A 12,790-nucleotide genomic window follows, 5' to 3' on the forward strand; every position below is an offset into this window, starting at 1 on the left:
GCGGGGTGGCGGCAGCCTGACGGGATTCTCGGAATATGGTGTTAACGCATTGAAATTTAACGGAAATACAAAGGACCGACCGGCCTTGGGCCGTTTGGAACAATGAGGGCCCTCGTCTCGCCAGACCATGGTCCGAAAGAGGCGCTTGCGCCCTGAAACCTCCCGGATCGCGAACTGCTTTGCGCCGCCGGAACACTCTTGCACCGCTGGGATTGAACAAACGAAGGGACATGCAGAAGGAGCAATCGTGATGAAACGGATTCTTCTTGTTGTCGCCTTTTTTGCCCTGTCCGGCGGCCTAGCGGCGGCGCAGTCGGACACCTCGTCGAGCTCTTCATCGACCACGACGACGATGCCCAGCAACCAGGGCACGGACTCGACCTTGACGAACTCGACCAACTTGAATTCGGCGACGGATTGCGCGCCTGGACAGCAGACGGGCAGCGCAAGGCAAACAGCCCCCGGCCAGCAAGACACGAGCGCCAAATCGAACGCGCCCGGCCAGATGAAAACGACAACGGAAGGCTGCTAGCCCCTGAGTTCCATACGTAGGTCCGTTATTCGGACGGAACCGGACCGAGTTCCTTCACCGGTCAAACAGCAGGGTCTGAAGCTTCCGTGCCATCAGCCTGCGTCGGCGCGTCCGTTGCCGTGTCCGGCTCCTGATCTTCGCCCGAACCGATCGGGGAAAGCATCGTCAGATCCATCCGGGCAATCCGTGACGCGGCTTTCCCTTGCGCGTTCGGCTCGCTGGCGTCGGTCTCCAGGACAGAGGCCTTTGCGAGGTGGCCGACGCTATCGGCGCTCTTGCCCGGGAAGGTTTCCGTCGATGGTGAAGGTTTGCTCGCATGTTGCACGGCCGCCGCGCTGTGCTGGCTTCCAACGGGAGAGGTCATGGCTGCGCTCCTGGTATGGATGACAGCAAGGTTCCTAGCATTCCTGGCTGGCGCCAAGCTTGCGGCTTTTTAGAGATTGCTAAGGCAATGCCGGCCGGCCACCAGGGCCGATGCATATCGCCAGCCCGGCACCTGTTCCTGGCAGGCTCAATGATTGCGCCCGGCGCGAAGGCGAAGGGCGCTCATGCGATGGAAACAACCGCCAAAGTCCCGGCGTTATAGCAGCCAGTCGGTTATGAAGCTGGGAATATGGGCGTCGTGCTGGTCGATCGCACTGGTCGCGTCGGCCGGCAAAGTGACATCCGCATGGGGCGCGAAATGATCGCCGGCAGCTGGATGATCCGGTGCCGCCGCCGCGGCGGCAGCAGCATCGAACGTGGCTGGCGGCAGGTGGCCCTTTGCCTGGTCCGGCAAGGCATCGAACACGTCGGCAGGCATTGGGAATGAGGTTGGTTTACCCGGCATTGAACGTCCTCCGCTTTCACCCCAAAATAACATTAGTCCTGACTAATACCGCCTGCAAGCCGGGCCATTGGTCGGTAGTGTCTCAGTTTGAAATTTAGCGATGAGAAACGCAGATTGCGCACTGGCAGGTGTAGCCAGCGAAATGGCGGATACTGACCGTTTTCCCTTTGACCGAGTCTGCCCTGGTGAAGACCTTTTTGAAAAGGTCGGTCTCTCCATTTTCAACAAAACGCCGAAGTGCATACGAACATAGATCGGCGATCTGCACCATTCTGGTGAGGCTACTGTCGACGAACAGGGGCGTTTCAATAATGTTGTCGATTGTCGTCCAGAGTGTGCCCTTGCTGTGGAAGTGCCTCATCAATTCTGTGTGCTTTTTCGCAACGCTTTCATTGTTGTCGTGCACCAGAAGCCCCAAAGGCTTCCCCGTTCCTGTGCCATTCTTCTCTGTGCTGGAAAGGAATTGCTGATAGCGGGACACGACCTGTTCAAGAGCTTGCTCGTCTACTGCTCTACCTGTGCGAACGGGGTCAAAATGTGTTTTGTCGATGCATTCCGCGAATAGCCTTGCGCTGCCCCAAGACGCCACGGCGTCAGCGACTGCAGAAAGGGCTGCTAGGCGCTCGTCAAGCGTAAGATGGATGTAGGCTTCGCTGTGCCGGTAGTTCTTTTTGGCCTGCCGGTACGCCTTTGCCTTTTGCGCCTTTTGCAGAGCGAGAAGATGTCGGGTCCGTTCTTTCTGACAAGCTGCGCGCCTGGCAGCCCAATCCATTCCAGCAAAGCCGGTTATCTTGCTTTGTTCAAGGTACTTTCGCGTCATCCAAGCCGTATGCAGCTCGTCGTTCTCTAAGCCGTATTTGGCGAGCACTTGGGAAATTTCGCGATCAGCATCCCGCCAATGTTCAATTGGAATACTCAGGCCAGCGAGCACGAAGTGTGAGCTTGTACCGGGAACGTCAGCCGTACCTGACTCGTCAATGTAACATATGTACATTGTCGGTCAGGTCAGCCAAAATGAATGAAGCGACTGAGCTATTAGGGCCTTTGCCCTAAGGCGGGACGCTTGGCGACCCATCTCAGACGCGGCCATAAATGTATAGCATTTGCCGCTAGTGGACAATGGGTACCTCCAAAAAAATATGTCCTTTGGCGTCTAAGTATTTATTTCAATTCGCTTTTTATAGGGGCCGCGCTTTCCCGGTTTAGGTGCAACAGCGTTCATATTCGCGCAAAGGTCGTCCATTGACCAGAGGGTATCCGACACGCCAGCGGCCATTGCCGGCGTCATTTTCAGCGTCTTGTGCATTTTAATGAAGTTGTACCAGACCGTGTAGATGGCGACCATGTGGACATGGTTGTCGAACTTCTTCGAGAACGCATTGGTAAGGCGCGTGAAGCGGCGGTTTGCCATGCGCATGGTGAGATTGGCGCGCTCGATATGCGACGTGCTGACATACACCGGATCGGGATTGCCTTCGATCCGCGTCTTGGTAGCGGCGCTCTGGCGAGGTCTTCTTGCCCTCCGGCTCGCCATACTGCTTGATGAGCATCGCGTAATCGATATCCGCTCCAAAGGCTTCCTCGACTGCATTGAGGTAGGCGCGGTGGCCGTCCGTCGTAAGCTGGACGCGGTTGGCAAGACGGTCCTTCACGTCATCCATGAAGGCCAGCGCATATTCGCTGAGACACTACCCATTGGTCGGTATGATTGTCCGCGCTCCCTCCAACCGATTGCAGGTGCCGGCGGCCGATCTTCGAGGGTGTAGCCGCTTCGAAATCGCAGGAGCTTTCGCTGTTCCTCGCAGCGACGGGCTTTTCACGATCGGTTCCGCGCTTTTCTACCCGCCGACCAGCGGCACGGTCACCGAGGTCGTGTAGCTGATCGGGAAATCGTCAAAATAGGGGAAGTTGATGACGAAGGCGTAGCTCGCGTTGACATGCGCCATGCGGAAGCCGCCGCTCGCCGGATCGGTGACGATGGTGACGCTTACATTCTGCAGGCCAAGCGCCTGCAGCTTCTGCGTCGCGATCGCCTGGATGTCGGACTGGGTCAACGTGTTGTTGAGCTGCAGCGAGCGCGCGGAGGCTTCGAGCGCGTAGCGCACGCTGGAGGCGTTGTTCATCGACCAGCCGAAGGCGAAGATGCCGAACAGCAGCATGATGAGAAGCGGCGCGACCAGCGCGAATTCAATCGCGGCCCCGCCCGAGGCATTGCCGGCGAACGCCGTCGCCATTTGCTTGTATCGAGGCGCAATTCCGGACGGAAAGCGGCGGGGCACTTTTTCTGGGATTGCTTTAGCGGACACGAACCACCTGCTGATGGCCGATCGCGGTGTTGTTTGGGAAGGGGCCGAAGGTAAAGGGGGGAACCCAGGTTCCGGACGCCTGGATCTGGACATAGATCGAGCGTAGGTCCGACCCCGTGCACGGGGTCGCCGCGTCAACCACGGTCGTTCCGCATTTATAGGTGCGGTTCACGGTGACCGCCGCGTCGGCGGGCTTGTTGTTCCAGCTTGCGAGCGCTGCTGCCTGGATGGCGCTGTCGTCGGAGGAGCCGGCCAACAGCAGGTTCGCCGCCGTTTTCACGCCGGCCCGCATCGCCAGCGAGCTGGTGACGTAGGACCAGCCGTCGGCGATACCGAAGAGAGCGACGCACAGCACCGGCAGCACGAGCGAGAATTCCACCGCGGCGGCGCCGGAGCGGTTCTTGCGGAAGCGTGTCGCCAGCGGCTCCATGCTGCTACTCGACGATCGCGACCGACGGTGCGGCCGGGATATCCCCGCCCCCGTGTTTCGAGCAGTCCTGATTGATGGTCGAATTGCCCGACCACTGGATGGTGTCGGCAACGACCTGCGTGCAGCCGTCCAGGCCCGAGAAATTGCCGAGATAGTTGACCTGCTGCCTGGGAAAATAGATGGCGCCGGTCAAAAGCGAGTCCGCGGTGCCGTTGAAGGTGCTCTGCGCCGCGGTGCCGGTCCTGTCGCCGTAGAACAGCACGCCGGAATAGGTGCCCGAGGTTGGCGCGCTCAGCGTTACGGTGGCGTTGCCGTTGATGCTGACCGTCGAGCTGCCCGACATGAAGATAGTGACGCCGTTGGTGCAGGGTGCGGCGCAGGTGATGACCGCGCCGGCGTTGATCTTCAAATTGCCTTGCACGACATAAGTGCCGGAAGAAAGCGCGACATTGCCGTTGAGGTTCATGCCGCTGCAGTATGTGCCGGCCTGGAGTGTTTGCGTGGTTTTACCGCCGTTGACATTCTTGCACGGGTTGGTGGCCGTGGGTGCCGGCAAGCTGGCAAACGGGTCGGCAGCCGGCAGCGCCTGGGTCATCGGCGACTTGCAGACCGTGGTTACCGGATTGTTCAGCACCATGCCGCCGACGGTGATCAGGCAGTCGGCCTGGAGGCCGGCCGAACCCTGCACCTTGATGGCATCGTTGGCCATCGAATCCGACATGACCGAGCAGCCGTTGAATTTGACGCTGGTGCTGCCGGAAAACAGCGCCGCCTGCGAAGCCGAAGTGTTGAGCGCCAGCACACAGGCCTTCGAGGCATCGGTGATCAGCGCCACCGCCCTCGCCTGTTCCGGCACCTTCGTCTGCGTGAAGATGGAGGTGAACATCCGGTCGAGGTTCTGGTTGAGGATGACCTCGACCGCTTTCTTGGCCGTGTTCGGCCCCGACACGGGCGGGGTGTTGACGACGATGGTGCCGGCGCCCAGCCCGTTCGAGGCGGCGGACTGCGAGGCGGCCGTGGTGATTGCGGCCGTGTCGGATCCAGCGACCTTTTCCAGCGCGCCGGCATAGGCGGCGGCGTCCGCCATCGCCTGCAGCTTCAAGCTCGAATAGTACCAATAGGAGGTCTCGACGCCGAGCCCGGCGCCGCCGACGACAATCGGCAGGGTAAGCGCGAAGATGGTGGCGACATTGCCGCCCTCGCCGCATCGCAGGCGAGAAACGATATGTCTGAAGATTCGGCCGAGTGAAACCATGCCAAGCGCGCCCAAGATATCCCGGCTAAGCTTCAACATCCTCAGATAAACGAATGGCTAATTTTTTCGCTCGACTTACACCGGTCAGACCCCAGAGGGCACATTAACCGCCTTGCGACGCCCGCAATACGACTTAGGTCGCACACTTGATCAGACTTTCGTCTAAACGCCAGAAAAAGCAACAATTTTAGACCTTTTGCATTTTATCTTTTTTGGAAATCGCTCGTAGAGACGACGCGCCTATCACTGCTCGCTTGGACGGCGAGGGCAGGCTCCATGATCAAACAGTTCTGGGCTTCGAGGCGCGGCAACTTCGCGATCGCGACGGCGGTCGCCATGGTGCCCATAATGATTGCCCTGGCAGGTTCCATCAACCTGATAGGCACCAGCAACGACGCCGCGCAGCTGCAGAATTCGCTGGACGCGGCCGGCCTCGCGATCGGTACGAAATACCAGCCGGGCATGACGGCGAACGATGTGCGGCAACTCGGCCAGACCTTCTTCGCGGCCAATATGAGCGTCGCCGACGCGCAGGAATATTCGGGCAGCCTCGCTGCCTTGCAGGCCGGCGCAAGCGGCGATCCGAGGGGCTACTTCATTTCGCTGTCGTCGAGCATCAGCAGGCCCTCCTTCGTCAGCGGCATGCCGGCCTGGCAGGCGACGCGCTCGGCCTCGGTCAAGATCAAACCCGGCGCGCAGGCCTGCGTTCTCGCGCTCGACCAGCACGCCGGCGCAGCGGTCAACCTGCAGGGCTCCACAAACGTGGCGATGACCGGCTGCGTGATCGCGGCCAACTCGGACGCCGCCGACTCCGTCAACCGGGGCGGCTCGGCGGTGCTCAGCGCCGGCTGCGTGTCGACGGTCGGCGGCACGCAAGGCCTGACGCCGCCCAGCGCCGCCCTTTCCTGCGGCGCGCCGCACGAGAACCAGTATGCCTCGTTCGATCCGCTGGCCGACGTCGTTCCTCCGGCCTACACGCTTTGCCTGCCGGTGCCCAACGGCAGGACGGTGACGCTGTCGCCGGGCACCTATTGCGACACGACCTTGTCGGGAAAGATCACCCTCAATCCGGGCACCTACATCCTGCGCAACGTCACCATAAAGCCCGGCGGCAATGGCAGCCTGAGCGGCCAGGGCGTGACGATCTTCCTGATGGAGAACTCACAGCTCTACATCAACGCCAACGAGACGGTTAACCTCTCGCCCCCGACCAGCGGTCCTTATGCCGGCATCACCATCTTCCAGGCGCACGGCAACACACAGGCGCTGACGCTGAACGGTGGTTCCGGCTCGCTGGTGAGCGGCTTCATCTACGCCCCGGACGCCGCCATCACCTATGCCGGAAATTCGGACATGAGCGCCCAGGGAAGCTGCCTGCGGCTGGTCGGCGACACCGTCGCCATGACGGGGAATTCCGCGGTGAAGTCGGACTGCACGGCCGAACTCGGAAACCGCGAAATGTACGCAGGACGGATGATCACCCTGGCGAGGTGAGCGCCAATCCTCCCTCGAGGGAGGATCACAGTTCGCCGACGATATCGGCGCCCGGCTGCTCGTCCAGGAGCACCGCGCAACCGCGCTCGAGCGCAACCTGCGCCAAGGCGTTGGTCGCATCCTCATCCGAGGAGACGAAATCGCCGGTCAGCACACGCAGTTCCTCGACGGCCTTCGACATCGGCACGAGGCGCCCGGCCGAACGGTCGCTCACGCAGGCGTCGATGACGCACAGAAGATCGATGAGTTCGAAATTATCCATGGCGGCCTCCGCCAGCGCCATCCCTTCGCTCATTCAACGGCGTGAGGCGCGGACCGGTTCCCGCGCTTCGCCTCGCCCGCCGGCCTGGCCGGCGCGAGCTTGAGGTCGAAGCGGGCCGGCAGGCAAGGATCGAGGCAGGCCTTGCGCACCGTTCCGGTCGCGATCGTGTCGATCGGCGGCAGGATCACCATCTGGGCCGGCCGCCCGGGCCAGAGCGGCTTGCCGAAGACGAGGACGACGCCGCCGACCAGGCCGGCCAGGAGCAGCGCGGCAAACAGGTTCGCGATCATCTCGCCGGGGCGCATGGCGGCCAACTCCAGGAACCATTCAAGGGGCAGGAGTGCCCGCCACATCGCAGGAATGGCCGGCACTCCGTCCTCGACCGCCGATGAAGGGACTTTGTCCGGCGGCTTGCTAGGCAATGAATTGGCGCCCCGGATGTTTCCCGGAATTCGACGCCTGGGGCCTCTGCGTTCGCGCGATGAGACTTCAGTCCGAACCGGGGTTCGGACCGTCGCCCGAGGCCCGCGACGTCGGCCTTCGGCACGATGCCTGCCGAGCGTTCCACCCGGTTCGCTGGCATCCCGATTGCATTAGCAACACCTCATAATAAGGCGTATGAATCCCGGCTTGCGGTCGCCGACGATCGCAACGTCAGGCTCCGCTGCACAGATGGGAGGGATACCTTGACCGAAGTCGCAATGAACGTGACAAAACTCGCATCAAAATCGCACAACGATCCCGACGAGGTCCGCGCGCCCGCCAAGACGCGCGTCGAGATCGTGCGGCTGCCGGGTTATTCGCTGGCGCGGATGAACATGCAGCCGGGCTGGCGCTGGTCCGACTGTGTGAAGCCGGTGGTCAAGACCGACAGTTGCCAGGTCGCGCATGTGGGCTATGTCGTGTCGGGGTCGATCACGGTGCGCATGACGGACGGCACGCAAAAGACCTTCGAGGCCGGCACGTCCTACACCATCCCGCCCGGCCATGACGCCTGGGTGGAAGGCAACCAGCCGTTCCAATGCATCGAGGTGCTGAGCGCCGAGCAATACGCCAAGCCGGCCTAGCGCAAGCGGTTGGCGGCCGGGCACCGCGATTGGGCGCGTATCCTTCTACGGGAATGCGCGATTGGCGGCTGCGAACGGCGGACGGTGGGCACTATCGCGCCGGCGTATCGGTACCTGGTCTATCCAGTTGCCCCAACGCGCCGTCATCCTCGGGCCTGACCGAAACGACGAAGGTTATGGGTTCGCGCCCCTTGCAACCGCGTCGTAAACGCCCAGGTTTTACTCGGTTGTAACTGTTCTGGCGCCTGGCTCCGCCGGCTTGACAAGAAACCGCTTTTGTTCTCTTTATGTTCTGATAAAAACCCCTTCCGAAAGACGCCGCTAATGCTGCGGCGCAACGCGGACCGGATGGAGACGGCGATGCTCGCCACGAACGCCGCTGCGGCCGCCACCATCCTGCATGCCGATCTCGACGCCTTCTATGCCTCGGTCGAGCAATTGCTCGACCCGTCGCTGCGTGGCAAGCCGATCGTCGTCGGCGGCGGCGTGGTGCTGGCCGCGTCCTACGAGGCCAAGATCTTCGGCGTGCGCGGCGGCATGCCCGGCCGCAAGGCGCGCGAGCTCTGCCCGCAGCTCATCTTCGTCGGTGGCCATTTTTCCGAATACCAGCGCCTCGGCGACGCCGCGATCAAGGTGCTCGACGATTTCACGCCGGTGGTCGAGCGCATCTCGATCGACGAGGCCTTCGCCGACGTCGCCGGCTGCACGCATTTGTTCGGACCGCCGGACCAGATCGCGCGGACAATCCGCGAGCGGGTGAAGAGCGAGCTCGGGTTGCCGATCTCGATCGGCGTGGCGCGGACAAAGCATCTCGCCAAGATCGCCTCGCAGGTGGCCAAGCCCGACGGGCTGGTGGTGGTCGAACCAGGCACCGAGCTTTCATTCCTGCACGACCTGCCCGTCACGCTGATGTGGGGCGTCGGCCCGGCGACCAGGGCCAGGCTGGCCGAGATCGGCGTCGAGACCATCGGGCAGCTGGCGCGCACCCATGGCGGCGCGCTGCAGCGGCTGATCGGTCATGCCGCCGGCCAGAAGCTTGCCGCGCTTGCCTGGAACCGCGACCCGCGCCGGCTGGAGACGCATCGCCGCGCCCATTCGGCCGGCGCGCAGTCGGCGCTGGGCCGGAAGCCGGCGCTGCCGCGCGTCTTCGTGCCGACGCTTTTGCATCTGGCCGACCGCGTCGCCAGCCGGCTGCGCGCCAAGGACCGGCCGGGCCGCACGGTGACGGTGCGCGTGCGCTTCGCCGACATGCGCGCCGTCACCCGCTCGGTGACGCTGGAGCAGCCGATCCAGGCGACGGCGATGCTCGCCGAAATCGCCGAGGAGCTGGTGCGCGGCGTGCTGGCCGCCCATCCCGGCGAGCGGGACATCTCGCTGCTCGCCATCTCCGTCTCGCATCTGGAGGAACATGCCGAGCTGCAGCTCGAACTGCCGCTCGGCCTGGCGGACGAGAAGCTCAAGCCCGGCAGCCGCAAGGGGCTGGCCCGCTTCAGCGCCGACCGCGCCGTCGACAAGATCCGCCAGCGTTTCGGCAAGGAGGCGGTCGGCTACGGCGCCGTGGCGCTGGAAGGCCCGCGCTCGGTGCCGGACGGGTTCCGGGAATTGGCGGAGAAGGAGCTGTGAGGGGCTTAGCGCCTCGGCATCCTCTTGCAGCGTTGGAGATTGGCGAAAGCCGACGCGACGGCCAATCTCCCCCCTCGTGGGGGAGATGTCCGGCAGGACAGAGGGGGGCGCTGTCCCGCCAGCATCTCAGATTGGTCCAGCCAATCCTGCCGCAATAACAATATGCTGACAGACATTGTCGATGTCGCGGATGACATCATCGTTCCAGAACCGCAAGACGGTCCAGCCATCCTGCTCCAGGCGTTTGCTTCTGATCTCATCGGCCTCGGCAAAACCTGCGTCGCTGTGCTGCGAGCCGTCGACTTCCACGATCAGCTTCTTCTCCGGACAAGGCGAAGTCGACGATGTAACTTGCGATCGGAAATTGCCTTCGAAAGCCCAGCCCCATCAGCCGATGCGCGCGAAGCTCGTTCCAGAGTTTCAACTCGGCGTCGGTCATGGCCTTGCGCATCGACTTTGCGTTGGCGCGATGTCGAGGCGGCAGGAGAGAATGCGGCATGGTCGCAACTAGGTCCGAGGTTGTATCGCCGACGTTTCTACTCTACGGCGCCCCCCTCTGTCCTGCCGGACATCTCCCCCACAAGGGGGGAGATCAGCAGTCCCGCCGCTGGTGCCCTCAATCGGTCTCCACCACCTCCCACTCCAGCCGCATCGTCGCGCTCATCGTTTCGCCGTCTTCCAGCGTGGTCAGCCCCTCGCCGTGATGCGCATCGACGGTGTGCGAGACCGGCTCGAAGCAGAAGAATCCGGCATCCGGCGACGGCGAATAGAGGATGTAGACGTCGAGCTCCGGCGAGGCGGCGAGCGTGACCGCGATGCCCTGCTCCGGCTGGACGATAGTGGCGCGACGATCCCAGCCGTCGAAGGCGTTGTTCACCCATTCCAGCGGCAGCGGGATGGGGCGGTCGAAATCCCAGGCCGGGCGCTCGCGCACCGGCACCACGCCGACTGGCAGGTGGCGCTCGTCCTCGAGCCAGACACGCTTGGCCTTCGCCTCCAGAAGTGTCGAGTCGCCGCGCCGGAACCAGGGATGAAACCCGAGACCGTAAGGCAGGCGCATGCCGGCGCGGTTCTCGACTATGAGGCGCGCCTCCAGCGTGCCGTTCTGCAGCGCATAAGTGACAGAGCCCCTGTAGCGGTAAGGCCCGATAGCGCCCTCCTCCAGCACCAGCTCCGCCTCGGTGTCGGTACGGCTGGCAAGCCGCCATGCTTTCTGGAAACCGTCGCCATGGATCGGGAAGGCCTCGCCCGGCATGTTCGGCGCGATGGCATGAAAGCGGCCTTCGAAGGTGAAGCCGCCGCCGGAAATACGGTTCGACCATGGCACCAGGAGCTGGCAGCCGGACGTGCCGGTGCCGTCCCCCGGCTTCAGCAGCGGAACCGGCGCACCGCCGATTACCAGCGCGTCGTAGCGGGCGATCGCGGCGGCCTTCTCCGGTACCAGAACAAGGCTCGAGTAGCCGTCGTTCAGCTCCACCATGCCGGCCATGATCTCACCAGCCGCCATCGATGGCGATGTTCTGGCCGCTGATCATGTCGGAAGCGGGCGAGACCAGGAACAGCACGAGATCGGCGACATTCTCAGGCTCGATGCGCTTCTTGAGGCTCTGGTTCTCCAGGATCCAGTCATTGTACTCTTTCAGCCGATCGCCGAAGACGCGCGCCTCCGCTTCCGAGACCACCGCGCCCGGCGATACGGCGTTGACGCGGATGCCATGCGGCCCAAGCTCGCGCGCCAGCGACTTGGTGAGGCCGAGCATGGCGCCCTTCGAGGCGACATAGGGCACATAGCCGTCCCAGCGGCCGTTGAGGGTGATCGAGCAGAAATTGACGATCTTGCCATAGGCCTTGGCCTTCATGCCTGGCGCGCAGGCGCGGACCAGCGCGAAGGCGGCGGAAGAATTGACGCGGATCTGATCCTCATACTCGGTCAGGGAAAACTCCTCGAACGGCCGGTTGATGATCAGCGCGGCGTTGTTGATCAGAATGTCGATCCCGCCTTCATTTTCCGCAAGCGCCGCGACAGCCGATTCCGCCTCGCCAAGACGGTTGAGATCGCAGCCGACGAAGGCGATGTCGCCGCCGGCCTCGGCGGCCAGGGCCGAAACGATCTTCGGCCCGTCGGCGATTTCGGGACGGTCGAGCACCAGGACACGCGCCCCGGCCCGCGCCAGCGTCACCGCCTGCGCCCGGCCGAGCGAGCCGAGCCCGCCCGTCAAAAGCACCTTACGACCAGCGAGCGTTTTCATTGCCTAACCCTTCACAACACGCCGTGGACTTCGTCGATCGAGGTGTCCCCGATGCGCTTGTCCAGCACAATTTCGCCGCGCGCCATCGCCACAATGCGGTCGCAGCATTCGAAGACGTGGTGCATATTGTGGCTGATGAAGACGCCGGTGACGCCCTGCTCCTTCAGGCCGCGCACGAAGCCGATCACCTTGTTCGTCTCCTTCACCGAGAGGTGATTGGTCGGCTCGTCGAGGATCATCACCTTTGACTTGAAATGCATGGCGCGCGCAATCGCAACGCCCTGGCGCTGGCCGCCGGAAAGCTCGCCCACCAGCGCATCCGGCGAGCGCAGATGCAGGTCGACATTGGCGATAGCGCGGATGCTCTCCTCAGCCATCTTCTTCTGGTCGAGGATGCCGACCCCAAGGATCGAGAAGCGGGTCGGCTCGCGGCCGATGAACAGGTTCCTGGCGATCGACATGGTGGGAACCATGGAGTTGTACTGGTAGATCGTCTCGATGCCGAGATCCATCGCATCGCGTGGCGTCTCGATGCTGACCGGCCTGCCCTCGACCTTGATCTCGCCCTGGTCGGCGCGGTGGACGCCGGACAGGATGTTGATCAGCGTCGACTTGCCGGCGCCGTTGTCGCCGACAAGACCAAGCGCCTCGCCGCGCCGGAAGTCGAGCGTGACCCCCTTCAGCGCGTGGACGCCGGAATACCATTTGTGGAGATCGCGCACCGAGATGATGGCTTCGGTCAT

15 protein-coding genes and 2 pseudogenes are annotated in these 12,790 nt (G+C 63.0%); 5 read left to right on the forward strand and 12 right to left on the reverse strand.

From position 1 onward, the window contains the following. Window positions 1-250: 250 nt before the first annotated feature. Window positions 251-532, forward strand: coding sequence for a hypothetical protein (locus F3H96_RS12740; protein ID WP_188131374.1), 282 nt, complete (start codon window positions 251-253; stop codon window positions 530-532). A 61-nt stretch (window positions 533-593) separates the two neighbouring features. Here the strand turns inward: F3H96_RS12740 and F3H96_RS12745 are convergent, their stop codons facing one another. Then, window positions 594-896: a hypothetical protein gene (locus tag F3H96_RS12745; protein WP_188131375.1), complete on the reverse strand. Its 303-nt coding sequence runs from the start codon at window positions 894-896 to the stop codon at window positions 594-596. Between the two features lie 249 nt (window positions 897-1,145). Here F3H96_RS12745 and F3H96_RS12750 point away from each other — a divergent pair, with 249 nt between their 5' ends. Continuing rightward, a complete protein-coding gene (locus tag F3H96_RS12750; protein ID WP_149802098.1) occupies window positions 1,146-1,343 on the forward strand; it encodes a hypothetical protein in 198 nt (65 codons plus the stop codon). A gap of 112 nt (window positions 1,344-1,455) precedes the next feature. Here F3H96_RS12750 and F3H96_RS12755 read toward each other — a convergent pair whose 3' ends face one another. The 5 genes and pseudogenes from F3H96_RS12755 to F3H96_RS12775 all read right to left on the reverse strand — a co-directional run bounded on the left by F3H96_RS12755 (window position 1,456) and on the right by F3H96_RS12775 (window position 5,352). Next, window positions 1,456-2,355 carry a DUF3800 domain-containing protein gene (locus F3H96_RS12755; protein ID WP_149802099.1) on the reverse strand — a complete coding sequence of 300 codons (900 nt, stop codon included), beginning with the start codon at window positions 2,353-2,355 and terminating at the stop codon, window positions 1,456-1,458. A 159-nt stretch (window positions 2,356-2,514) separates the two neighbouring features. Next, window positions 2,515-3,043, reverse strand: a pseudogene (locus F3H96_RS12760) (IS1 family transposase); the annotation flags it as partial. 156 nt (window positions 3,044-3,199) lie between these two features. Next, a complete protein-coding gene (locus F3H96_RS12765) occupies window positions 3,200-3,595 on the reverse strand; it encodes a TadE/TadG family type IV pilus assembly protein (protein ID WP_149802101.1) in 396 nt (131 codons plus the stop codon). 61 nt (window positions 3,596-3,656) lie between these two features. Then, a complete protein-coding gene (locus F3H96_RS12770; RefSeq protein WP_149802102.1) occupies window positions 3,657-4,097 on the reverse strand; it encodes a TadE/TadG family type IV pilus assembly protein in 441 nt (146 codons plus the stop codon). Window positions 4,098-4,101: 4 nt separating this feature from the next. After that, the gene (locus tag F3H96_RS12775; protein ID WP_149802103.1) at window positions 4,102-5,352 is read right to left on the reverse strand and encodes a pilus assembly protein TadG-related protein; all 1,251 of its coding nucleotides are present in this window, start codon (window positions 5,350-5,352) and stop codon (window positions 4,102-4,104) included. A 276-nt stretch (window positions 5,353-5,628) separates the two neighbouring features. On the opposite strand from F3H96_RS12775, the gene F3H96_RS12780 reads away from it, so the two are divergent. Continuing rightward, a complete protein-coding gene (locus tag F3H96_RS12780) occupies window positions 5,629-6,846 on the forward strand; it encodes a TadE/TadG family type IV pilus assembly protein (RefSeq protein WP_149802104.1) in 1,218 nt (405 codons plus the stop codon). Between the two features lie 25 nt (window positions 6,847-6,871). Here the strand turns inward: F3H96_RS12780 and F3H96_RS12785 are convergent, their stop codons facing one another. After that, entirely contained in the window at window positions 6,872-7,108 is a 237-nt protein-coding gene (locus F3H96_RS12785; RefSeq protein ID WP_149802105.1) for a hypothetical protein, read from the reverse strand. A gap of 29 nt (window positions 7,109-7,137) precedes the next feature. After that, entirely contained in the window at window positions 7,138-7,479 is a 342-nt protein-coding gene (locus tag F3H96_RS12790) for a hypothetical protein (protein ID WP_149802106.1), read from the reverse strand. Window positions 7,480-7,794: 315 nt separating this feature from the next. Here F3H96_RS12790 and F3H96_RS12795 point away from each other — a divergent pair, with 315 nt between their 5' ends. Next, the gene (locus F3H96_RS12795) at window positions 7,795-8,175 is read left to right on the forward strand and encodes a cupin domain-containing protein (RefSeq protein WP_244619984.1); all 381 of its coding nucleotides are present in this window, start codon (window positions 7,795-7,797) and stop codon (window positions 8,173-8,175) included. A gap of 360 nt (window positions 8,176-8,535) precedes the next feature. Further along, on the forward strand, window positions 8,536-9,798 hold the full coding sequence (dinB, locus tag F3H96_RS12800; RefSeq protein WP_149802107.1) for a DNA polymerase IV: 1,263 nt from the start codon (window positions 8,536-8,538) through the stop codon (window positions 9,796-9,798). 126 nt (window positions 9,799-9,924) lie between these two features. Here the strand turns inward: dinB and F3H96_RS12805 are convergent. The 4 genes and pseudogenes from F3H96_RS12805 to F3H96_RS12820 form a co-directional block, all read right to left on the reverse strand. Next, window positions 9,925-10,297, reverse strand: a pseudogene (locus F3H96_RS12805) (endonuclease domain-containing protein). Between the two features lie 117 nt (window positions 10,298-10,414). Continuing rightward, on the reverse strand, window positions 10,415-11,305 hold the full coding sequence (locus tag F3H96_RS12810) for an aldose 1-epimerase (protein ID WP_244619985.1): 891 nt from the start codon (window positions 11,303-11,305) through the stop codon (window positions 10,415-10,417). After that, entirely contained in the window at window positions 11,292-12,047 is a 756-nt protein-coding gene (locus tag F3H96_RS12815; RefSeq protein WP_149802108.1) for an SDR family oxidoreductase, read from the reverse strand. Before F3H96_RS12815 ends, F3H96_RS12810 begins: the two co-directional genes overlap by 14 nt. A gap of 11 nt (window positions 12,048-12,058) precedes the next feature. Beyond that, on the reverse strand, window positions 12,059-12,790 hold the full coding sequence (locus F3H96_RS12820) for an ATP-binding cassette domain-containing protein (protein WP_149802109.1): 732 nt from the start codon (window positions 12,788-12,790) through the stop codon (window positions 12,059-12,061).

The sequence above is a fragment of the Mesorhizobium sp. NFR06 genome (assembly GCF_900115245.1).
Classification (GTDB): Bacteria; Pseudomonadota; Alphaproteobacteria; order Rhizobiales; family Rhizobiaceae; genus Mesorhizobium.

Bases quoted from the DNA above. Each gene is read 5' to 3' on its own strand.
- F3H96_RS12740 (WP_188131374.1), top strand. From the start codon at position 251: ATGAAACGGATTCTTCTTGTTGTCGCCTTTTTTGCCCTGTCCGGCGGC.
- F3H96_RS12745 (WP_188131375.1), bottom strand. From the start codon at position 896: ATGACCTCTCCCGTTGGAAGCCAGCACAGCGCGGCGGCCGTGCAACAT.
- F3H96_RS12750 (WP_149802098.1), top strand. From the start codon at position 1,146: ATGGGCGTCGTGCTGGTCGATCGCACTGGTCGCGTCGGCCGGCAAAGT.
- F3H96_RS12755 (WP_149802099.1), bottom strand. From the start codon at position 2,355: ATGTACATATGTTACATTGACGAGTCAGGTACGGCTGACGTTCCCGGT.
- F3H96_RS12765 (WP_149802101.1), bottom strand. From the start codon at position 3,595: ATGGCGACGGCGTTCGCCGGCAATGCCTCGGGCGGGGCCGCGATTGAA.
- F3H96_RS12770 (WP_149802102.1), bottom strand. From the start codon at position 4,097: ATGGAGCCGCTGGCGACACGCTTCCGCAAGAACCGCTCCGGCGCCGCC.
- F3H96_RS12775 (WP_149802103.1), bottom strand. From the start codon at position 5,352: ATGGTTTCACTCGGCCGAATCTTCAGACATATCGTTTCTCGCCTGCGA.
- F3H96_RS12780 (WP_149802104.1), top strand. From the start codon at position 5,629: ATGATCAAACAGTTCTGGGCTTCGAGGCGCGGCAACTTCGCGATCGCG.
- F3H96_RS12785 (WP_149802105.1), bottom strand. From the start codon at position 7,108: ATGGATAATTTCGAACTCATCGATCTTCTGTGCGTCATCGACGCCTGC.
- dinB (WP_149802107.1), top strand. From the start codon at position 8,536: ATGCTCGCCACGAACGCCGCTGCGGCCGCCACCATCCTGCATGCCGAT.
- F3H96_RS12810 (WP_244619985.1), bottom strand. From the start codon at position 11,305: ATGGCGGCTGGTGAGATCATGGCCGGCATGGTGGAGCTGAACGACGGC.
- F3H96_RS12815 (WP_149802108.1), bottom strand. From the start codon at position 12,047: ATGAAAACGCTCGCTGGTCGTAAGGTGCTTTTGACGGGCGGGCTCGGC.
- F3H96_RS12820 (WP_149802109.1), bottom strand. From the start codon at position 12,790: ATGACCGAAGCCATCATCTCGGTGCGCGATCTCCACAAATGGTATTCC.